This is a genomic window from Corynebacterium pacaense (genome assembly GCF_900169525.1).
In the GTDB taxonomy this organism is placed as follows: Bacteria; Actinomycetota; Actinomycetes; order Mycobacteriales; family Mycobacteriaceae; genus Corynebacterium; species Corynebacterium pacaense.
This window is the reverse complement of record NZ_LT821239.1, coordinates 866039-887383: the sequence shown is the minus strand read 5'-3', so window position 1 is coordinate 887383 and position 21345 is coordinate 866039. Positions and strand designations below refer to the sequence as shown.

General features: G+C 63.6%; 15 protein-coding genes. 3 read left to right on the top strand and 12 right to left on the bottom strand.

The features are described from left to right. Positions 1–45 precede the first annotated feature (45 nt). From fusA to rpsL, 3 genes are all read right to left on the bottom strand, one after another. Positions 46–2175 carry an elongation factor G gene (gene fusA / locus B7E02_RS04210; RefSeq protein ID WP_080793371.1) on the bottom strand — a complete coding sequence of 710 codons (2130 nt, stop codon included), beginning with the start codon at positions 2173–2175 and terminating at the stop codon, positions 46–48. 350 nt (positions 2176–2525) lie between these two features. Further along, on the bottom strand, positions 2526–2993 hold the full coding sequence (rpsG, locus tag B7E02_RS04205; RefSeq protein ID WP_080793369.1) for a 30S ribosomal protein S7: 468 nt from the start codon (positions 2991–2993) through the stop codon (positions 2526–2528). A 5-nt stretch (positions 2994–2998) separates the two neighbouring features. Further along, entirely contained in the window at positions 2999–3367 is a 369-nt protein-coding gene (gene rpsL / locus B7E02_RS04200; protein ID WP_080793367.1) for a 30S ribosomal protein S12, read from the bottom strand. Positions 3368–3705: 338 nt separating this feature from the next. Between rpsL and B7E02_RS04195 the strand changes: the two genes are divergently transcribed. From B7E02_RS04195 to B7E02_RS04185, 3 genes are all read left to right on the top strand, one after another. Beyond that, positions 3706–4398 (top strand): DUF1707 SHOCT-like domain-containing protein, encoded by a 693-nt coding sequence (locus B7E02_RS04195; RefSeq protein WP_080793365.1) that lies wholly within the window; start codon positions 3706–3708, stop codon positions 4396–4398. 336 nt (positions 4399–4734) lie between these two features. Beyond that, positions 4735–6519, top strand: coding sequence for a ribonucleoside triphosphate reductase (locus tag B7E02_RS04190; protein WP_080794429.1), 1785 nt, complete (start codon positions 4735–4737; stop codon positions 6517–6519). Beyond that, a complete protein-coding gene (locus B7E02_RS04185; protein ID WP_080793362.1) occupies positions 6482–7141 on the top strand; it encodes an anaerobic ribonucleoside-triphosphate reductase activating protein in 660 nt (219 codons plus the stop codon). Before B7E02_RS04190 ends, B7E02_RS04185 begins: the two co-directional genes overlap by 38 nt. Before the next feature lie 135 nt (positions 7142–7276). Here the strand turns inward: B7E02_RS04185 and B7E02_RS04180 are convergent, their stop codons facing one another. The 9 genes from B7E02_RS04180 to rplK all read right to left on the bottom strand — a co-directional run bounded on the left by B7E02_RS04180 (position 7277) and on the right by rplK (position 21275). Further along, positions 7277–11278, bottom strand: coding sequence for a DNA-directed RNA polymerase subunit beta' (locus tag B7E02_RS04180; protein ID WP_080793359.1), 4002 nt, complete (start codon positions 11276–11278; stop codon positions 7277–7279). 90 nt (positions 11279–11368) lie between these two features. After that, a complete protein-coding gene (gene rpoB, locus B7E02_RS04175; RefSeq protein WP_080793358.1) occupies positions 11369–14866 on the bottom strand; it encodes a DNA-directed RNA polymerase subunit beta in 3498 nt (1165 codons plus the stop codon). Between the two features lie 363 nt (positions 14867–15229). Beyond that, positions 15230–16210: a cell envelope lipid trafficking protein PgfA gene (pgfA, locus tag B7E02_RS04170; protein ID WP_080793356.1), complete on the bottom strand. Its 981-nt coding sequence runs from the start codon at positions 16208–16210 to the stop codon at positions 15230–15232. 147 nt (positions 16211–16357) lie between these two features. After that, positions 16358–16744, bottom strand: a complete 387-nt coding sequence (rplL, locus tag B7E02_RS04165; protein WP_080793353.1) for a 50S ribosomal protein L7/L12 — start codon at positions 16742–16744, stop codon at positions 16358–16360. An 82-nt stretch (positions 16745–16826) separates the two neighbouring features. Further along, positions 16827–17342, bottom strand: coding sequence for a 50S ribosomal protein L10 (gene rplJ / locus B7E02_RS04160; protein ID WP_080793351.1), 516 nt, complete (start codon positions 17340–17342; stop codon positions 16827–16829). 307 nt (positions 17343–17649) lie between these two features. Next, entirely contained in the window at positions 17650–18270 is a 621-nt protein-coding gene (locus B7E02_RS04155; protein ID WP_080793347.1) for an SIMPL domain-containing protein, read from the bottom strand. A 9-nt stretch (positions 18271–18279) separates the two neighbouring features. Then, entirely contained in the window at positions 18280–19725 is a 1446-nt protein-coding gene (locus tag B7E02_RS04150; RefSeq protein WP_080793345.1) for a phytoene desaturase family protein, read from the bottom strand. 342 nt (positions 19726–20067) lie between these two features. Continuing rightward, on the bottom strand, positions 20068–20778 hold the full coding sequence (gene rplA, locus B7E02_RS04145; RefSeq protein ID WP_080793343.1) for a 50S ribosomal protein L1: 711 nt from the start codon (positions 20776–20778) through the stop codon (positions 20068–20070). 65 nt (positions 20779–20843) lie between these two features. Beyond that, entirely contained in the window at positions 20844–21275 is a 432-nt protein-coding gene (rplK, locus tag B7E02_RS04140) for a 50S ribosomal protein L11 (protein WP_080794428.1), read from the bottom strand. Between the last annotated feature and the right edge of the window lie 70 nt (positions 21276–21345).

The window sequence follows — 21345 nt, the reverse complement described above, 5'->3', positions numbered from 1 at the left end:
TCCCACCGGGCACGGGCGCGGTGGGGGCGGACTCCCTGGGAAAACCTAGGAGGCCGTTCCGTTGCGCTCGGCGATGACATCCGCCGCAACGCTGGAGGGGACCTCCGCGTAGGAATCGAAGACCATGGAGTAGTTGGCACGTCCCTGGGTCTTGGAGCGCAGGTCACCGACGTAGCCGAACATCTGCGACAGCGGCACCTTGGCCTTGACCAGCTTGGCGCCGGCGCGATCCTCCATGGACACGATCTGGCCACGGCGGGAGTTCACGTCGCCGATGACCTCACCCATGTACTCTTCGGGCGTGGTGATCTCGACGGACATGATCGGCTCCAGCAGGACCGGCTTCGCCTTGGCCACTGCTTCCTTGAACGCCTGCGAACCGGCGATCTTGAAGGCCATTTCCGAGGAGTCGACGTCGTGGTAGGCGCCGTCCTCCAGGGTGGCCTTGACGTTGACCAGCGGGAAGCCCGCGAGGAAGCCGTACTGCATGGCGTCCTGGATACCTGCGTCGACGGAGGGGATGTACTCCCTCGGCACGCGGCCACCGGTGACGGCGTTGACGAACTTGTAGGTGGCGGATTCGCCCTCTTCAAGATCCTCGGGTGCGGGTGCGTAGGGCTCGATGGAGATGATCACCTTCGCGAACTGACCCGAACCACCGGTCTGCTTCTTGTGGGTGTAGTCGAGGTGCTCGACGGGCTTGCGGATCGTCTCACGGTAGGCGACCTGCGGCTCACCGACGTTGGCCTCGACCTTGTACTCACGACGCATGCGGTCGACGAGGACGTCGAGGTGGAGCTCACCCATGCCGCCGATGACGGTCTGACCGGACTCATCGTCCAGGTGGACGGTGAAGGTCGGGTCCTCCTCGGCGAGCTTCTGGATGGCCACGCCGAGCTTTTCCTGGTCGGACTTGGTCTTGGGCTCGATGGCGACCTCGATGACCGGATCCGGGAAGTCCATGGACTCCAGGATGATCGGATCGGAGATGGAGCACAGGGTGTCACCGGTGGTGGTGTCCTTCAGACCGATGAAGGCGTAGATGTTACCGGCGTGCGCGATGTCAACAGGATTCTCCTTGTTGGCGTGCATCTGGAAGAGCTTGCCGATGCGCTCCTTCTTGTTCTTGGTGGAGTTGAGCACCTGCTCGCCCGGCTCGACCTTGCCGGAGTAGACGCGAACGAAGGTCAGCTTGCCGAAGAAGGGGTGTGCCGCGATCTTGAACGCGAGTGCGGACAGCGGCTCGTCATCGGAGGGCTTGCGGCTGAGCTCGACGGTCTCGTCGGACATGCTCACACCGTGGACCTCGCCGATGTCCAGCGGGTTGGGCAGGAAATCGATGACGGCGTCGAGCAGAGGCTGAACACCCTTGTTCTTGTACGCGGTGCCACAGAAGACGGGGTAGATCTCGGAGTTGATGACCATCTTGCGGATGGCGCCCTTGATCTCGTCGATGGTGAGTTCCTCGCCACCGAAGTACTTCTCCATCAGTTCCTCGTCGGATTCCGCAACGGTCTCCAGGAGCTTCTCGCGGTACTCCTCGGCGCGCTCGAGAAGGTCGGCTGGGATCTCCTCGACGGTGGCCTCGGTACCGATCGGGGTGACTCCGCGCCAGGTCAGCGCGCGCATCTGCAGAAGGTCGACGACACCGTCGAACTCATCCTCTGCGCCGATGGGCAGCTGCATGACCAGCGGCTTCGCGCCGAGGCGGTCCTCGATGGTGCCCACGGTGAAGTAGAAATCAGCACCGAGCTTGTCCATTTTGTTGACGAAGCAGATACGGGGGACGTCATACTTGGCTGCCTGGCGCCACACCTGCTCGGACTGTGGCTCGACGCCTTCCTTGCCGTCGAAGACGGCGACTGCGCCGTCGAGCACGCGGAGGGAGCGCTCAACCTCGACGGTGAAGTCGACGTGACCGGGGGTGTCAATGATGTTGATCTGGTTCTCATGCCAGAAACAGGTCACCGCGGCGGAGGTGATGGTGATGCCGCGTTCCTTCTCCTGCTCCATCCAGTCGGTGGTGGATGCACCGTCGTGGGTCTCACCGACCTTACGGTTGATGCCGGTGTAGAAGAGGATTCTCTCGGTGGTCGTGGTCTTACCGGCATCGATATGGGCCATGATGCCGATGTTGCGGACCTTCTTCAGGTCCTTAAGCACTTCTTGTGCCACAGTGGTACCCCAACTTGTTGGTTGTGGTGCCTATCGGAACCCTCGGCACTATCCCGACCGTGGTCGGAGCTGCCCGGGGCGCGATGAGACACCGACGGATATTTCTCTCGTTACATTTTGCCATTAAGTAGCGTAGCTGGCAGTGGCTGCTCTGTCAGCCACCCCTGGCAGTCCTGTGTAACACACTGCCCGCGAAGCTGCAGTCTGAAAGGAGCACCGGGTCACGTACGCTGCCTGTGAGACCAAATGCCCAGCCGCCGCTTTCCACTCCGGCACCGCGGGATCGCTGGGTGATCGATCGTGCGAACATGCAAGTGAAACTGGCGAATGGGCATTCATGTCGTTTGGAACTACCAGCGGTAGTGGGCGAAGGCGCGGTTGGCCTCTGCCATCTTGTGGGTGTCCTCGCGGCGCTTCACCGAAGCACCGAGGCCGTTGGAGGCATCCATGATCTCGTTCGCGAGGCGCTCGGTCATGGTGTTCTCGCGACGCTGGCGGGTGAAGCTCACGAGCCAACGCAGGGCCAGGGTGGTTGCGCGGTTCGGGCGAACCTCGACGGGCACCTGGTAGGTGGCGCCACCGACACGGCGGGAGCGGACCTCAAGGTCTGGGCGAACGTTGCCCAGAGCCTTTTCGAGGGTGCCGACCGGCTCGGTGCCGGTCTTCTCGCGGCAGATCTCGAGGGCACCGTAGACGATGCGCTCGGCGGTGGACTTCTTGCCATCGAGGAGGATCTTGTTCACGAGCTGGGTCACGAGCTCGGAATCGTATACCGGATCCTTGACGACGGGACGCTTGGGAGCTGCTGATTTACGCATTCTTCTTATCCCCTCTTGGCGCCGTAGCGCGAACGGGCCTGCTTGCGGTCCTTGACACCCTGGGTGTCGAGTGCGCCACGAATGATCTTGTAACGGACACCCGGGAGGTCCTTGACTCGACCACCGCGGACGAGCACCATCGAGTGCTCCTGCAGGTTGTGGCCCTCACCCGGAATGTAGGCGGAAACCTCGATGCCCGAGGTCAGGCGCACACGGGCGACCTTACGCAGAGCGGAGTTCGGCTTCTTGGGGGTGGTGGTGTACACACGGGTGCACACGCCACGGCGCTGAGGGGATCCCTTCAGTGCCGCGGTAGCCACCTTGGCGGACTTATCGTGGCGGCCCTTGCGGACCAGCTGCTGAATAGTTGGCATGAACCATCCTTATTTCGGAGTTGTTCTGTAAAATCGGCCGCGTAACGCCCCGAGAGGCGAACACGAAATGAGTTCTTCGATGGCGCGCGATACGGGAAAAAGTACCTGGACGCGCAAAAATAGGGGCTCTTTTCCGGGGCCCTGCCGCACGTCACAGACACCTACCCGAAGCTCACATGCGCCACCGCATCCCGGATTCCCAGGGGCGGTACCAGCGCGTGCAGGCGAGGTGGCCGTCAATTCCCAACTACGTAAGTGGGACTCGTTAACGGACACTACCAGTCTCCGCCCCCGAACTCCAAAACGCCGACCCGTCCGACTCCTCTACGATGGGGATCATGTCAGATACAGTCGGGGCAGGTGCCCCCCGGAAGCGTGCAACGGATGACCTGCGCAACGCGACGGTCGGCGAGCTGAGCGCGGCGCTGTCGCGCGGTCAGCTCACCCTCGTCGAGTTCGAGGAACGATCCACCCTCGCCTATTCCGCGCGGTTCATGGATGAGCTGCAGGATCTCATCGCCGATGTCAGGCTCGACGCATCGCCGAGCCACTTCGCCCTGCAGGCCCCCGGAACCGCAACACCTGGAACCGCAACACCCGGAGCGGGCACCGCCTCGGGGGCCGTGGCCCTGATCCGCTCACGCATCACCGGACAGCCCGGCGGTTCCGGGTTGTCGCTGTCGCTGATGGGCGGTGCAACGAGAGCCGGTAACTGGCTGTGTCCGAGCAGCCACTCCTCCATCACCGTGATGGGGGGCAACGTCATCGATCTGCGGGAGGCGACCTTTGAAAGCGGGGAGATCCGCATCACCGCTTTCGCCCTGATGGGCGGTATCGAGATCATTGTGCCGGAGGGCGTGAGGGTGCGCTGTGATGGGGTCGGGATCATGGGCGCCTTCGAGGCGTCGGTGGATAAGACCGCCACGGTCCAGCCCGGGAGCCTTCCCGCCGATGCGCCCACCGTTCAGGTCAGCGGCGTGGCACTGATGGGCGGGGTATCGGTGGTGACCAGGCCCAGGGACTACAACTAGGCTGTGGTGGGTCCACCCGCGGTGTGCCACCGCCGGGCGGGTCCCTGGCGCCCTCTTCGAATGATCCGGCACCCGCGCCGCCCCGACCAACCCCGCATCCCGGCGGCCTCCGCCTGATCGGGAGGTGGCGTTGAAAACTGGTGGGCAGAGTCTTTTCACACAACCGCTTGTCGGACATCACTTCCCGTGGCTTCCGCGGGACAGCGATCCCCACTGCCCTACGATGCTGGAACACCAGATATGGGTGACTGTGGGTAAGTTCCCGCCATATGTTGTGATTCTTCAGACAATAGGATCATGCTTACAAATATGTAATTAAAAGCTATGGTCGAACGCATGGCACATCTTCTCGATCCGGCCCACACCATAGACGAGTATCTCGAGCGCTCCGATTGGCGCGTCAACGCCAACGCCAATCAGGACTATTCACTCGGGGGAATGATCCTCAACACCTCCGGCAAGGTGATGGCCAACTACTGGCTCGACCACATTTTCAGCGATGAGGCGGGGGCGGCGCACCGCAACGGCGACATCCACATCCACGACCTGGACATGCTCGCCGGTTACTGCGCCGGCTGGTCGCTGCGCCAACTGCTGGAGGAGGGCTTCGGTGGCGTGGCCGGAGCCATCTCCTCCGGCCCGCCGAGGCATTTCTCCACGGCGTGCGGGCAGATCGTCAACTTCCTTGGCACCCTGCAGAATGAATGGGCCGGTGCCCAGGCGTTCTCCAGCTTCGACACCTACATGGCGCCCTTCGTCCGACTGGACGGCCTCGACTATCACCAGGTGGAGCAGCTCCTCCAGGAACTGATCTTCAACCTCAACGTCCCCTCCAGGTGGGGCACCCAGACACCCTTCACCAATCTCACCTTCGACTGGTCGTGCCCCGGTGATCTCCGCGACCAGGTTCCCTTCATCGGCGGTGAACCGGTCAGTTTCACCTACGGGGACCTGGGCAAGGAGATGGAGATGATAAACGCGGCGTTCATCGCCGTGATGTCCCGCGGGGACGCCGTGGGCCGGCCGTTCACCTTCCCCATTCCCACCTACAACATCACCGATGATTTCGACTGGGACTCCCCCAACGCCCGCTCCCTGTTCACCATGACCGCAAGGTACGGCCTGCCCTACTTCCAGAACTTCCTCAACTCGGATCTGGACCCGGGAATGATCCGCTCGATGTGTTGCCGGCTCCAGCTCGATCTCAGAGAGCTGCTACGGCGTGGCAACGGACTCTTCGGCTCCGCGGAGCAGACCGGGTCGATCGGGGTGGTCACCCTCAACTGCGCCCGGCTGGGGTACCTCAACCCCGGGGATGAGGCGGGCTTGCTCCGCGCCGCCACGCACCTGACCGCACTTGCCGTGGACACCCTGGAACGACGAAGGTCGTGCGTCGAGAAGCTGCTGGACAAGGGCCTCTATCCCTACACAAGACGGTGGCTCCCCGGATTGGAGAACCACTTCTCCACGGTAGGGGTCAACGGGTGCAACGAGATGGTGCGGAATTTCAGCGGGGATGCCTTCGATCTCAGCGATCCCAGGGGCAACGAGCTGGTCGCCGGCCTGCTCGACCATGTCAACTCACTGCTGGTCACGGCGCAGGAGGAGACCGGGCACCTCTACAACCTCGAGGCAACGCCGGCGGAAAGCGCAACCTACCGCTTCGCGCGGGAGGATCGCGCCCGCCATCCGGGGATCCTGCAGGCCGGAAGCGCGGAGGAGCCGTACTACACCAACTCCTCCCAACTTCCGGTGGCCCACACCCCGGACCCCTTCGAGGCGCTGTTCGCGCAGGAGAACCTGCAGGGCAAGTACACCGGAGGCACGGTGCTGCACCTCTACATGGGTGCGGCGCTGAGTTCCGGGGAGAGCTGTGCCCGCCTCGTGCGCCGGGCGTTGGAAAACTTTCGTATCCCCTACATCACGATCACCCCGACCTTTTCCATCTGTCCCGCCCACGGATACCTCTCGGGTGAACACCCGCTGTGCCCGCACTGCGGCTCCCCGACCGAGATGTGGACCCGCGTCATGGGGTATTTCCGCCCGGTATCCAGTTTCAACACCGGTAAGAGGGGTGAGTTCCATGAACGCAGGTATTTCTCGGAGTCCCTCGTGCAATGACCTGCCCCTGGCCGGAATCATCCCGTTCTCCGCCACCGACTGGCCGGGCCGGCTGACCGTCAGCGTGTTCACACAGGGGTGCCCGTGGAGGTGCGTCTACTGCCACAACCCCGGCCTCCAGGAATTCGGGGAGGGGGAATCGACCATGTCCCGGGCCCTTGAGCTGATGGAAAGACGAAGACAGCTTATCGACGCCCTGGTCATCACCGGAGGTGAGCCGCTCGCACACGCCGCCCTGCCGGCCGCGATCGCGGCCGCGCACGACCACGGTTTCAGTGTCGGCCTGCATACTTGTGGCTATGCACCACGGAGAATGCGTGGGCTGCTCGAGACCGCCGACACCAGGCCGGACTGGATCGGCCTGGATATCAAGGGACTGCCCGGGGACATGCCGGGCGTCGCGGGATGCACCCCGCGGGCCGCGCTCGCGGCCTGGGAAACACTCGATATCATCGGCTCCTCGGGGGTGGCGGTGCAGGTCCGCACCACCGTGTGGCCCGGTGGCATCGTGGACCGGCATCTTTCCCGGCTGCGCGCCGAGGTAGCCGAGCGTGGCCATGAACTGGTGATCCAGAACGCCCGCGGCGTCGACTCCTACGGAAACTATCTCCAGGTCACCTAGGTGGTGTTCCACAGACGGAACAGCAACGTTCCGGACATGGCACAGGGCCCGGCACCTTCCTTTTTCAAGGAAAGGCGCCGGGCCCTGTGCTTCCAGCAGACCAGTTGCTCAGAACCGGAGAAGGACCACCATTTTCTAGTAGGCCTCGTCCAGCGGGACGGAGGCGCCGGTGAATTCACCGAAGCCGTCGTCACCATAGATCGACTCACCGAAGGTCGGGATCGAGTAGGCGGCGTTGCGGGCCGCCTCGGTGGGCTTGATCGAGATGTTGCGGTAACGGGAGATTCCGGTACCGGCCGGGATCAGCTTACCGATGATCACGTTCTCCTTCAGGCCGATCAGCTTGTCGGAGCGCTTGTTGATGGCGGCGTCTGTGAGCACTCGGGTGGTCTCCTGGAAGGAGGCCGCCGAGAGCCACGACTCGGTCGCCAGCGAAGCCTTGGTGATACCCATGATCTCCGAACGCAGCTCCGCGGGCTGGCCGCCCGCTCCGATTGCCTCGGAGTTTGCCAGCTTCGCCTCGGAGAGATCCACCAGGGTGCCCGGAAGGAACTCGGTGGAACCGGATTCGATGACGGTACCGCGACGCAGCATCTGTCGAATGATGATCTCGATGTGCTTATCGTGGATGGCCACACCCTGTGCCCGGTAGACGGCCTGCACCTCATCGATGAGGTGCTGCTCGACACCGCGGCGTCCGAGGATCTCGAGCACGTCGTGCGGATCCGCGGCGCCACGGAGCAGTCGCATGCCCACGGTGACATGGTCTCCCTCGGACAGCGTGCGCTCGATAAACGCACCCGGGTTCGACTCCATGGGCACCCGCACCGATGCCAGGCCCTGACGCTTGGACAGCTTCTCATAGACCACGTTGTCCGAACCATCATCGGGAACGATGGTCAGGGTGTAGAAGTTGCCCTCGTCGTCGAGGTGGACGGTACCGTCGACGGACGCAATCGGTGCACGGTTCTTGGGAACACGCGCCTCGAAGAGCTCCTGCACACGGGGCAGACCGCCGGTGATGTCACCACCGACACCACCCTGGTGGAAGGTACGCATCGTCAGCTGGGTGCCGGGCTCACCGATCGACTGTGCGGCGACGATGCCCACAGCCTCTCCGATGTCAACCTGCTTGCCCGACGCCATGGACTTGCCGTAGCACTTCGCGCAGACACCTGTCGGGGTCTGGCAGGTCAGCACCGAACGAACCTTGACATCCCTGACGCCGGCGTCGACGAGCAGATCGATGTTGAGCTCATTGAGATCCGTACCTGCGGACAGAAGGAGGTTGCCCGCGGCGTCGGTGGCATCGCCTGCGAGAACACGACCGGAGACCGAGGTCTCGATCAACTCGTGGCGGGTGTAGCCGGACACCGCTCCGGTGGAATCCAGGACCTCGGCCGCAACCGGGACGCGGACACCCTGGCGGGTACCGCAGTCCTCGACACGGACGATGACATCCTGCGCCACGTCGACGAGTCGGCGGGTCAGGTAGCCCGAGTCCGCGGTACGCAGAGCGGTATCGGCCAGGCCCTTGCGGGAACCGTGGGAGTTATTGAAGTACTCGAGCACCGTCAGTCCCTCACGGAAGGAGGTTTTGATCGGTCGGGTGATGTAGTCACCCTTCGAGTTCACCACCATGCCCTTCATACCCGCCAGCGTCCAGATCTGGCGCATGTTACCCGCGGCACCCGACTTCACGATCATCGGGATCGGGTTGTCATCGGGGTAGAGGTTCTCCACAGCCTCGCCGACCTCGTCGGTGGCGTCCTTCCAGAGCTCGACCAGACGGTCATAGCGCTCACGGCCGGTCAACTTACCCCTGCCGTACTTGTTCTCAATCTGGCTCGCCGCGACCTCGTAGCGATCCAGGATCTCCTCCTTGTTGGGGAGAACCAGCACGTCGGACATGGCGATGGTGACTCCGGAACGGGTGGCCCAGTAGAAGCCGGCGTCCTTCATCTTGTCCATCGTCTGGGCGACGGTGATCATCGGATACTTCGCCGCGAGGTCATTGACCACGTCACCGAGCATGATCTTGTTGGAGCCACCGCCCTTACGGACCATGACGCCCTCAAGGTAGGGGTAGTTCCACGGCAGCAGCTCGTTGAACATCACGCGACCGAGGGTGGTGTGCGCGAGCCAGGTCTCACCCTGGTTCCAGCCCTCCGGGAACAGCTCGGCCTCGAGATCGGTCGGGGGACGCAGATGGTTCAAACGGATGTGAACCGGTGCCTGGAGTCCGAGGACCCCACGGTCGTAGGCCATGATGGCCTCGGCGAGGGATGAGTAGACGCCCTTCTCCGGTGCACTGTCGGTGGCCTCCTCGAAGGCACCCTGGCCGCCGAACTCCTCACGCCCCTTCTCCAGGGTCAGGTAGTAGAGCCCGGTGACCATGTCCAGACGGGGCATGGCCAGGGGCTTACCCGACGCCGGGGAGAGGATGTTGTTCGATGCGAGCATCAGAACCCTCGCCTCGGCCTGGGCCTCCGCCGACAGGGGCAGGTGGACGGCCATCTGGTCGCCGTCGAAGTCGGCGTTGAAGGCCTCACAGGCCAGGGGGTGCAGCTGAATGGCCTTACCCTCGACGAGCACGGGCTCGAAGGCCTGGATACCCAGACGGTGCAGGGTGGGTGCACGGTTGAGCATCACGGGGTGCTCGGAGATGGCCTCCTCGAGGACATCCCACACCTCGGGACGCTGCCGCTCCACCATGCGCTTGGCGGACTTGATGTTCTGGGCGTACTCGTTTTCCACCAGTCGCTTCATCACGAAGGGCTTGAACAGCTCCAGAGCCATCAGCTTGGGCAGACCGCACTCGTGCAGACGCAGCTGCGGACCGACGATGATCACCGAACGACCCGAGTAGTCGACACGCTTACCCAGGAGGTTCTGGCGGAATCGACCCTGCTTGCCCTTCAGGAGGTCGGACAGGGACTTCAGCGGACGGTTGCCCGGTCCGGTGACCGGACGGCCACGGCGACCGTTGTCGAAGAGCGCGTCAACGGACTCCTGCAGCATGCGCTTCTCGTTGTTCACGATGATCTCGGGGGCACCGAGTTCGATCATGCGCTTGAGACGGTTGTTGCGGTTGATCACACGACGGTAGAGATCGTTGAGATCCGAGGTGGCGAAACGGCCACCGTCGAGCTGGACCATCGGGCGCAGCTCCGGCGGGATCACAGGCACGGCGTTGAGCACCATGCCGGCCGGATCATTGCCCGAACGCTGGAAGGCCGCGACAACCTTGAGGCGCTTGAGGGCGCGCATCTTCTTCTGACCCTTGCCCTCGTTGATGATCACGCGGAGTTCCTCGGCCTCGGCATCGAGGTCGAAGCCACGGATCAGGGTCTCGATGGCCTCGGCACCCATGCCGCCGGTGAAGTAGTCCTCGTAGCGGTCGACAAGCTCGTCGTAGAGCTTCTCATCGCGGATCATCTGCTTGGGGGCAAGCTTGATGAAGGTCTGCCAGACCTCGTCGAGGCGGTCGATCTCACGCTGCGCACGCTCGCGGATGTGCTGCATCTCCTTGTCCGCGGCGTTCTGCACCTTGCGGCGGGCATCGGCCTTGGCACCGGCGGCCTCGAGTTCCGCGAGATCCTCCTCGAGCTTCTCAGCGCGCTCGGCGATCTCGGACTCCGCGTCGGCCTCGACGTCCTTCTTCTCCAGAAGCATGTCCGCCTCGAGAGTCGACTGATCGCTGTGGCGGGCCTCCTCATCGACACCGGTGATGATGTTCGCACCGAAGTAGATGATCAGATCGAGGTCCTTGGGCGCCAGGTCCAGCAGGTAGCCCAGGCGGGAAGGAACACCCTTGAAGTACCAGATATGGGTCACCGGGGCGGCGAGCTCAATGTGGCCCATGCGCTCACGGCGAACCTTGGACTTGGTCACCTCGACGCCGCAGCGCTCACAGATGATGCCCTTGTAACGGACGCGCTTGTACTTGCCGCAGGCGCACTCCCAGTCGCGGGTGGGACCGAAGATGCGCTCGCAGAACAGACCGTCCTTTTCCGGCTTCAGGGTTCGGTAGTTGATGGTCTCCGGCTTCTTGACCTCGCCCTTGGACCAACGACGGATGTCGTCGGCGGTGGCCAGGCCGATGCGGAGCTCATCGAAGACGTTTACGTCGAGCACGTAAAACTCCCTTTCCCTCCGGTACCGCCCGTACGGGCGTCCGAAGGATGTATGGCTTGAATACTTGAGCTTGTGGGTTGTAGCGGTCTGTTATGCGGTGTCAGCGTCGGAACGCTCATCCCTGGAAAGGTTGATGCCGAGGGAGGCACCCGCCTGGTCGAATTCGTCATCGTCGCCGGCGAGCTCCATCGGGGTACCGTCTGCGGAGAGGACCTCCACGTTGAGGCACAGCGACTGCAGCTCTTTGAGCAGAACCTTGAAGGACTCGGGGATACCCGGATCCGGGATGTTCTCACCCTTGACGATGGCTTCGTACACCTTGACTCGTCCGACGACGTCATCGGACTTGATGGTCAGGAGTTCCTGCAGGGTGTAGGCGGCACCGTATGCCTGCATCGCCCACACCTCCATCTCACCGAAACGCTGTCCACCGAACTGCGCCTTACCACCGAGCGGCTGCTGGGTGATCATGGAGTACGGGCCGGTTGAACGGGCGTGGATCTTCTCGTCCACCAGGTGGTGAAGCTTCAGCATGTACATGTAACCGATGGAGACCGGGTACGGGTAGGGTTCGCCGGAGCGGCCGTCGATGAGGGTGGCCTTGCCGTCGTCGTTGACCATGACGTCGCCGTCGCGGTTCGGTCGGGAGTTGGCCAGCAGACCGGCCAGCTCCTCATTGGAGGCACCGTCGAACACCGGGGTAGCGGTCAGGGATCCCGCGGGCACCTCATAGAGGTCCTTCGGCAGGGTCGAGACGAGCTCGGCGTTCTTCGGATCCTCGGGGTCGACCGACCAACCGGCCGAGGCCAGCCAACCGAGGTGGGTCTCCAGGACCTGACCGATGTTCATACGGCGCGGCACACCGTGGGTGTTCAGGATGAAGTCCACGGGGGTTCCGTCGGGCAGGAAGGGCATATCCTCCTGGGGGAGGATCTTGCCAACCACACCCTTGTTGCCGTGTCGTCCGGCGAGCTTGTCGCCGTCCTGGATCTTTCGCTTCTGGGCGACGTAGATGCGGATCATCTCGTTGACACCCGGGGCCAGATCGTCATCATCCTCGCGGGAGAAGCGGCGGACGCCGATGACCTTGCCGGTCTCACCGTGCGGCACCTTCATGGAGGTGTCGCGGACCTCACGCGCCTTCTCACCGAAGATGGCGCGCAGCAGGCGCTCCTCCGGTGTCAGCTCGGTCTCGCCCTTCGGGGTTACCTTGCCCACCAGGATGTCGCCGTCGCGGACGTCGGCGCCGATGCGGACGATGCCGCGCTCATCGAGATCCTTGAGCACATCCTCGGAGACATTGGGGATGTCACGGGTAATCTCCTCGGCACCGAGCTTGGTGTCGCGGGCATCGATCTCGTGCTCCTCGATGTGGATGGAGGTCAGGATGTCCTCCTCCACGATGCGCTGGTTGAGGATGATCGCGTCCTCGTAGTTGTGACCCTCCCACGGCATGAATGCCACGAGCAGGTTGCGTCCGAGCGCCATCTCACCGTTATAGGTGCCGGGGCCGTCGGCGATCACCTGACCGGCCTCGACGCGGTCTCCGATGTTGACCAGGGGCTTCTGGTTGTAGCTGGTGCCCTGGTTGGTGCGCTGGAACTTGCGCAGCATGTAGGTGTCCCGCTTGCCCGCATCATCCATGATGGTGATGATGTCGGCGGAGACATTCTCCACGACACCCGACTTCGGGGTGATCACCAGATCGCCCGCGTCATAGGCGGCGCGCTGCTCCATGCCGGTGCCCACGAAGGGTGCCTCGGCACGGATCAGCGGCACGGCCTGCTTCTGCATGTTGGCGCCCATCAGGGCACGGTTGGCATCGTCGTGCTCGAGGAAGGGAATCATCGCGGTTCCCACCGAGACCATCTGGCGCGGGGAGACGTCCATGTAGTCAACCTCGGTGCGGTTGACCATGGCGATGTCACCGTCCTTCAGGCGCACCGTGACGGTCTCATCGGTGATGGAACCCTCACTGTCGTAGTGCGTGTTGGCCTGGGCGACCACGTAGCGGTCCTCCTCATCGGCGGTCAGATAATCGATCTGATCGGTGAGGTGGCCGTCGACCACACGACGGTAGGGGGTCTCGATGAATCCGAAGGGGTTCACGCGCGCATAGGACGCCAGGGAACCGATCAGACCAATGTTGGGGCCCTCAGGGGTTTCAATGGGGCACATTCGTCCGTAGTGCGAGGGGTGCACGTCGCGCACCTCGATGCCGGCGCGCTCACGGGACAGACCGCCCGGGCCGAGAGCCGACAGGCGGCGCTTGTGCGTCAGACCCGACAGGGAGTTGTTCTGGTCCATGAACTGCGAGAGCTGGGAGGTACCGAAGAACTCGCGGATCGCCGCGGAGACGGGACGCACGTTGATCAGCGAGGTCGGGGTGATCGACTCCGCATCCTGGGTGGTCATGCGCTCCCGGACAACGCGCTCCATGCGGGAGAGTCCGACCCGGACCTGATTCTGGATCAGCTCACCGACGGTGCGCAGGCGACGGTTACCGAAGTGGTCGATATCATCGGTTTCCACGGGGATGACCTCGCCGGTGGGAGAGGTCATGGAACGCTCACCCGCGTGCAGACGCACCAGGTACTCGATGGTGGTGGCGATGTCCTCCTCGGTCAGCGTCATCAGACCGTCATTGTCACCGCCGAGGCCGAGCTTGCGGTTAACCTTGTACCGTCCGACTCTCGCGAGGTCGTAGCGCTTGGCACGGAAGAAGCTGTTGTCCAGCAGCGACTGGGCGAGATCGCGGGTGGGCTGCTCGCCGGGACGCTGCTTGCGGTAGATCTCCAGCAGTGCCTCGTCGGTGTTGGCCACACCGTCGGATTCGAGGGTGGACATCATGATCTCGGAGAAACCGAAACGCTCGGTGATCTGCTCACTGGTCCAGCCCAGTGCCTTCAGCAGGACGGTGACCGGCTGCCGACGCTTGCGGTCGATGCGGACACCGACGGTGTCGCGCTTATCGACGTCAAACTCCAGCCACGCGCCACGGGAGGGAATAACCTTCACCGCGTGCAGGGGGCGTTCGGTGGACTTGTCGATGGTCTGGTCGAAGTACACGCCAGGCGAACGCACAAGCTGGCTGACCACGACACGCTCGGTTCCGTTGATGATGAAGGTTCCCTTGTCCGTCATCATCGGGAAATCACCGATGAAGACGGTCTGGGACTTGATCTCACCGGTGGTGTTGTTGACGAACTCCGCGGTCACGTACAGTGGCGCCGCGTAGTTGATGTCTTTTTCCTTGGCCTCGTCAATGGTGTTCTTGACGTCCTCGAAGCGTGGCTCCGAAAGGCTCAGGGACATGTTTCCAGAGTAGTCCTGGATTGGGGAGAGCTCCTCGAGAATATTCTCAAGTCCGCTCGTAATGCGTGCTTCCTCCCCGAATTCTTCCTTCTGACGAGCGCGCCACTCGGGCGTACCGATCAGCCAGGAGAAAGAATCGAGCTGAAGATCTAGCAACCCGGGCACCTCAATGGGCGCGGTCACCTTAGCGAAGGAGTAACGCTGCGGTGCGCCGGGGATATCGACGACTGACTTGGTCTGGCGGGAGACTGCCAAGATGGGTCCTTCCAGCACCTCACGCGGTAGTGTCCGAGGGGCTGGTCAAGGCCTCACCGAACAACAGATCCGCTGGTATTTTGAGCAATTGGTCTGCTGTGGAATGGTGGTGGCTCGCTTCCTACTCCAGATAGCACTGAATGACCTTGTCAAATCGACTTTTTCAAGCCATTTCGAGCAAGGTCTCCCATATCCGGAACCGCAAAAAAGCCACGAATTCCAACGCAACGACTCAGCCTATACCACAGGCGCATGAAAGTAAAGGGGTCAACTCCCGACCGCGATCGGCGGTCATTCCCTGTTACATGGGCACCCTAGCAAACAACCCCGCCCCCGGCGCAATCCGACGCGGGCGCTTCCTGTTCCCGCGCCGCGGCCGATTCAGCGTTTCCGCTCCGTCGATTTCGCGTTTGCCCTGCTGAACAGCCCGAAACTGCCGGCGGCTCCGATCAGCGCGAGAATCACACCGAGAATCAAAACGATGAGGTTGGCCGTCCTGGCCACGCTGCCGTCCGGCACATCCGCCGCCTGCTGGACCAGTGTGGAGACCTGATCCTGCGGAAGGGAGGCGTCGAAAAGCAGGACCTGGTCAACCTTACGGCCGTCCCGTGTGCCGTAGAAGTTATCGATCGACTCGGACATGTCCACGATCAGTCCCGTCTTCTGATCCACCCAGAAATCACGGGTTGCGTTATGGAAGAGGTATCCCTGGCTCGTCGACCCGTCCTCGGCTGTGAAGGTGGTGGTGTTGAGCGGGCCGGCGAAGAGAGTGGCCACATTCTCATTGTCAATCGTCTGCCGGTAGTGCATCACCTCGCGCCCCTCGATCCGGGTGGAGTCGATGAAGTCGGCCGCGCGGGTGGCTCGCAGCGCCGGGTCGAGGACCTGGTAGGTCGTCGGCTGGGCGTCGGTGGGGAACTTCAGATAGATCCCCTCGGCGTCGAAGGTAGCAGGAGGCGATGCCAGCTGATCGCTGAGGACGACCTCGGACACGATCTCCCCGCTGAAGCGCTCGACACGAAGACTCGCGATGGATGCGGAGATCAGGCGGTCCTGCTCCTGCTGATAGCTCTCCCGCATGAAGCTGTCCCCCACCCGCAGGGTGGCGTGCTCGGCGTCCACGGGGTCGACGACCTCGAAATGGATCTGATGACTGACCGGGACCTCGAGCACCCGCCCACCGGGTTCCGAGTTGAGCCGGGTCAGCACCGTGTCATCGATGAGGGTGTAGGTGGTCGCATCGAGATCGACGGGGAGACGGCCATCGGCGTGCACAAAACGGGGGGCGACGGACCCCCACACAATCAGTGCCACGCCCAGTCCGAGCAGCAGCGCGGAGAAGATCCTGGTTTTGGGCAGCATGACGACGATGTTACCGCAGTGCCCCGCGCCCCCTGCCACCAGCTGAGCCGGGCGGGCTGGGCTCCGCGGTCAGGGTACGGGAAAACCCCGCCTCCCGGAACGGAATCCGGTGACGGGGTTGACTCGAAAATGCGGTAGGAGGTATTCCTACTTGAGGGTGACCTTTGCGCCAGCCTCTTCGAGCTTTGCCTTTGCAGCCTCAGCGTCGTCCTTGCTTGCACCCTCGATGATAGCCTTCGGTGCGGACTCGACGAGCTCCTTGGCTTCCTTCAGGCCCAGGCCGGAGACGAGCTCGCGGACAGCCTTGATCACGCCGATCTTCTTGGCGCCGGCATCCTCGAGGACGACGTCGAACTCGGTCTTCTCCTCAGCGGCACCAGCACCTGCGTCTGCACCGCCTGCAGCGGCGACAGCGACCGGAGCGGCAGCGGTGACCTCGAAGACCTCTTCGAACTCCTTGACGAACTCGGAGAGCTCGATCAGGGTCATTTCCTTGAAAGCCTCAATGAGCTCGTCCTTGGTGAGCTTAGCCATGGTGGCATCCTTTCCTTGTCGGGACTACCTGAGTCCCGAAAACATGATTGTGGTTTGAAACGTCGTGCGCCGGGAGGCGACTTTATGCTTCCTTCTTCTCCTGGAGCGCAGCTGCGAGGCGTGCGACCTGGGAAGCAGGGGCGTTGAACAGGCCAGCGGCCTTTGCCAAGTTGCCCTTCATGGCGCCGGCAAGCTTCGCGAGAGTGGTCTCGCGGTTGTCCAGCTCGGCGATCGCATTGACCTGATCTGCGGTCAGTGCGTTGCCGTCCATGTAGCCACCCTTGACTACGAGTGCCTTGTTGTCGCCGCCGAATTTCTTCAGCACCTTTGCAGTGTCGACGGCCTCGCCCTTGATGAAGGCGACAGCGGTCGGACCGGTCAGGAGATCATCAAGGCCCTCAATGCCGGCCTCTTTGGCGGCAATCTTGACAAGGGTGTTCTTGGCGACGGAGTACTGGACATCATCACCCAGTGCCTTACGCAGTTCGGTGGTCTGAGCCACGGAGAGACCGCGGTATTCGGTGAGCACGATTGCATCGGTCTCAGCGAAACGGTTCTTGAGCTCGGCCAGAGCTGCTGTGTTCTTTGGGTTTGCCATTACTTCGCCTCCTTTCCTCTATGTGTAATCTTCTTCATCCGCGGAGCCTTCTCCACGGGTTGGACTACCCACGAAAAAAGCCCCGTGCAAGAGCACAGGGCGCATCACATTCCACATTGAAGGGAATCCAAGGCGTTCAAGTGTCTCCTGCGTGGGCCGTTCCATTTGATGTGGAACCTTCGACCCGCCGGAAGGCGGATGACCAACGGTCTTCGGTGAACCTTGAGTTCAACCGGATGCGGGACCCGGTTGTTCAAACTTCGAAACACCACCTTAGTGCGAAGGGCCGGTGAACACCAAATCGCGGCTACACCACCTCATAGGTCACGGTCGCCTCCGCATCGATATCGATCTCAGGCGGTTCAAGCTCGAGCTCGAGGGTGCGCCCTGGCATCTCGCCGGCACCAGCCGCCACCGCGGTCCGCAGCATCATCGGGGAATTGCGCGAGCCGTCACCGGACTCGACTCTGATCAGCTGACCCAGCCGCCGCCTCAGGACGGTGACCATGGCCTCCGCATCCTCCCGCGCCTTCTCCGCGGCCTCGCCGAGTGCACGCAGCCGGGCCTGACGACGGGATGCCACTGCCAGTTCCCACTCGGGGCCGCTGATGAGGACATCGGGCTCTGCGGCCAGGCGCGCAGTGATCTCCCGGACGACCGTCTGCTCGGTGATCCCACCGGAGACCGATATCGACCAGGTTGCCACCACGGCGCCATCATGGTGGAGGTCATCCCGGAGCACCTCGTCGAAGGAATGGACGCCGGTTCCGTCGAGTACCCGCCGGACGGTGTCCACCGCCCGTTGGCGGCGTCGAAAAGCCTGGTCCTGCTGGTTGTCCCTCGCCTGGACCTGGAGCTGCAGCCGCCAGATGTCGGCGAGCACCACGACGCCCACCCGGGCGGAGGCCCGCACAGTGTGTTCACTCATGCCCCCACCCTAATGCAGCCGATTCCGTCGAGGTGGCCCAAGGCGCGGGCCTCCCCATCCCGCGGCGTCCTGGAGCACCGCCCGCGCCGCCCAGTACCCTGGCATCCCGTGGACCCCTCCCCCCGGCGCAGACGAGGCGGAGGCCATGTAGAGGTTCCCGCCCAGGCGCACCGGCATGCGCCGCACCGCCTGGATCCCAGTGGTGGCACCGCCGGCGACGTCCCCGCCGACGAGGTTGGGGTCCCACCTCTCCAGATCCCGCGGGGTGTGCTCGACCACCCTGATGATCCGCGAGGTGAAACCGGGGGCGAAACGCTCGATCTGCGCAATGATTCGATCCCTGACCCGGGGATCCGCCGAGCCGGCCGGCACGTGCGCATAGGCCCACACCACGTGCTCCCGCGGATCCGCCGAACGCGAGGGATCGGCCACCTGCTGCTGGCACAGGAGCACGAAGGGACGCTCCGGTACCGTCCCCGCCACCGCCTGCCGCTCCGCGGTGTCGATCTCCGCGGTGCTTCCACAGACGTGGACGGTGGTGGCATCCGAGACCGCGGGGTTGTCCCAGGGCACCGGGCCGTCAAGCAGGATGTCGAGTTTGTGGGCGCCGGGGCCATAGCGCCAGGACCACATGCTCCGCGGTACCGCATCCAGGCCACCGAGCCCCAGTACCTGGCGTGGGGTCATGTTGACGATCACGGCGTCGGCACCGGAGAGTTCCCGCAGATCACCGACCTCGTGCCCGGTGTGGATGCGGCCACCGTGGGCGGTGAGCGCCCCCTCCAGCGCGGCGACAACGGACCGCGTGCCACCCGCTGCGACCGGCCATCCCCTGCTCATGCCGAGGGCGCCGAAGAGCAGGCCGAAGGCGGAGGTCATCGGCGTGGACGGGGCGGCCATCGCGTGCACGGCGCTGCCGGTGAACAGCACCCGTGCCCGCTCGCCCCGGAACGCCGCGGTGGCCAGGGCGCGGGCAGGGGGAAGCGCCCGTGGTCCGAAGGCGAGCAGGGCCAGCGGGTGCGGCGGAACGCGGAGAACCGGTCCGAGGAGGTTGTCAAGGTGGAGATCCACCTGCCGGGTCAGGTCCGCATGCAGCAGACGCCACGCCCGTCCATCACCGCCCAACCCCCGCGCGGTGTCCCCGACACCCCTGTGCAGCAGCGCCACCTCACCGTTGTCCAGTGGGTGCGCCATGGGATAGCGCGAATGCCTCCACTCCAGTCCGTGCGCTGCGAGGTCCAGCTCACGGAAGGCGGGACTGGCGATACCGAAGGGATGTCCCGCCGCCCCGAGATCGACAATGGTTCCAGGGCCGAGCACATCCGACGATCGTCCGGCACCGCCGGGCACATCGGCCTGTTCATAGACGTCGACCTCCCACCCCGCACGGGCGAGGAGGGCCGCGGCGGTCAGGCCGTTGGGCCCGGACCCGACGATTGCCGCACGCCTGCTCATGAGGAACCGTAACGCACGGTCACATCCTCACCGCCGTCGCTGCGCGTCTCCCGGAGACCGCGGCACCGGTGGGATTCCGCGGCAGAGCACCATCGATGGTGGCATATCCCCCGCTTGGCGCACCCTCGGGAGCAAGCCGCAGGTCGGTGCGGACGTGCCGACGCCTGACGACGCCACCGTCGGCGGTGGTGGGCTATACCCGTCCGGTTCTCCCCCTCCCGCAGAGTCACTGTGCGGGGCGGGGCATAGGAGTCCTGCATGGGCGCCACAATAGCGAAACTCCCCCGCCCCGCACAGTGACTCTGCGGGAGGGGGAGAACCGGACGGGTATAGCCCGTGTGTTTAGACCTGCTCTGCGTAGTTCTTCACCACGTGGGCATCAACCGGGATGCCGGGGCCCGTGGTGGAGGACAGGGTGATCTTCTTCAGGTAGATACCCTTGGAGGAGGAGGGCTTCAGACGCAGGAGCTCGTCGAGGAGAGCTCCGTAGTTCTCAGCCAGGGCCTTGGCATCGAAGGATGCCTTGCCGATCGAGGCGTGCAGGTTCGAAGCCTTGTCCACGCGGAAGGAGATCTTGCCACCCTTGACCTCTTCGATGGCCTTGGCCACATCGTTGGTCACGGTACCGGTCTTCGGGTTCGGCATCAGTCCACGGGGGCCGAGCACGCGCGCGATACGGCCGATCTTGGCCATCTGATCCGGGGTGGCGATGGCGACGTCGAAGTCGGTCCATCCGCCCTGGATACGCTCGACGAGCTCGTCGGTGCCCACGAAATCGGCTCCCGCGGCCTCAGCCTCGGATGCCTTCTCGCCGGCGGCGAAGACGGCGACGCGGACGGTCTTACCGGTGCCGTTGGGCAGGGAGACGGTGCCGCGGACCAGCTGGTCTGCCTTGCGGGGGTCGACGCCGAGGCGGATGGCAACATCCACGGAGGCGTCATAGTTCTTGGTTGCGGTCTCCTTGACCAGCGCAGCGGCCTCGATCGGGCTGTACTCGCGGGTCGAATCGACCTTGGCCACCGCTTCGCGGTATGCCTTTGACTTCTTGCTCATTGGAAATTCCCCTTCTAGGAATTTGTGGTGCGGGCCGGAGCTGGCCCTGCCACGGTGGTTAAAAACTAGCCCTCGACGGTGATGCCCATGGAACGGGCGGTACCGGCGATGATCTTCGCAGCGGCGTCGATGTCGCGTGCGTTGAGGTCTTCCTTCTTGGTCTCGGCGATCTCGCGGACCTGGGCGATGGTGACCTTGCCCACCTTCTGGGTGTGCGGAACCCCGGAACCCTTCTGCAGGCCGGCAGCCTTGAGCAGCAGCTTCGCGGCGGGCGGGGTCTTCAGCTTGAAAGTGAAGGAACGGTCCTCATAGACCGTGATCTCGACAGGGATCACATTGCCGCGCTGGTTCTCGGTTGCGGCATTGTAGGCCTTGCAGAATTCCATGATGTTGACACCATGGGCGCCCAGTGCGGGACCGACCGGCGGTGCCGGGTTGGCCTGTCCGGCCTGGATCTGGAGCTTGATAAGGCCGGAGACCTTCTTCTTGGGAGCCATCGTTTGCCCTGCTTCCTTGTTACCGGTGGTGGTGGAGACGATGAAACCCCGCACCGCACCGTCCGGATGC

Coding starts and splice junctions, on each gene's coding strand:
- rpsL (WP_080793367.1), bottom strand. CDS start 3,367: ATGCCAACTATTCAGCAGCTGGTCCGCAAGGGCCGCCACGATAAGTCC.
- rplJ (WP_080793351.1), bottom strand. CDS start 17,342: ATGGCAAACCCAAAGAACACAGCAGCTCTGGCCGAGCTCAAGAACCGT.
- rpsG (WP_080793369.1), bottom strand. CDS start 2,993: ATGCGTAAATCAGCAGCTCCCAAGCGTCCCGTCGTCAAGGATCCGGTA.
- rplA (WP_080793343.1), bottom strand. CDS start 20,778: ATGAGCAAGAAGTCAAAGGCATACCGCGAAGCGGTGGCCAAGGTCGAT.
- B7E02_RS04190 (WP_080794429.1), top strand. CDS start 4,735: ATGGCACATCTTCTCGATCCGGCCCACACCATAGACGAGTATCTCGAG.
- B7E02_RS04155 (WP_080793347.1), bottom strand. CDS start 18,270: ATGAGTGAACACACTGTGCGGGCCTCCGCCCGGGTGGGCGTCGTGGTG.
- B7E02_RS04195 (WP_080793365.1), top strand. CDS start 3,706: ATGTCAGATACAGTCGGGGCAGGTGCCCCCCGGAAGCGTGCAACGGAT.
- rplL (WP_080793353.1), bottom strand. CDS start 16,744: ATGGCTAAGCTCACCAAGGACGAGCTCATTGAGGCTTTCAAGGAAATG.
- B7E02_RS04150 (WP_080793345.1), bottom strand. CDS start 19,725: ATGAGCAGGCGTGCGGCAATCGTCGGGTCCGGGCCCAACGGCCTGACC.
- rplK (WP_080794428.1), bottom strand. CDS start 21,275: ATGGCTCCCAAGAAGAAGGTCTCCGGCCTTATCAAGCTCCAGATCCAG.
- pgfA (WP_080793356.1), bottom strand. CDS start 16,210: ATGCTGCCCAAAACCAGGATCTTCTCCGCGCTGCTGCTCGGACTGGGC.
- B7E02_RS04185 (WP_080793362.1), top strand. CDS start 6,482: ATGAACGCAGGTATTTCTCGGAGTCCCTCGTGCAATGACCTGCCCCTG.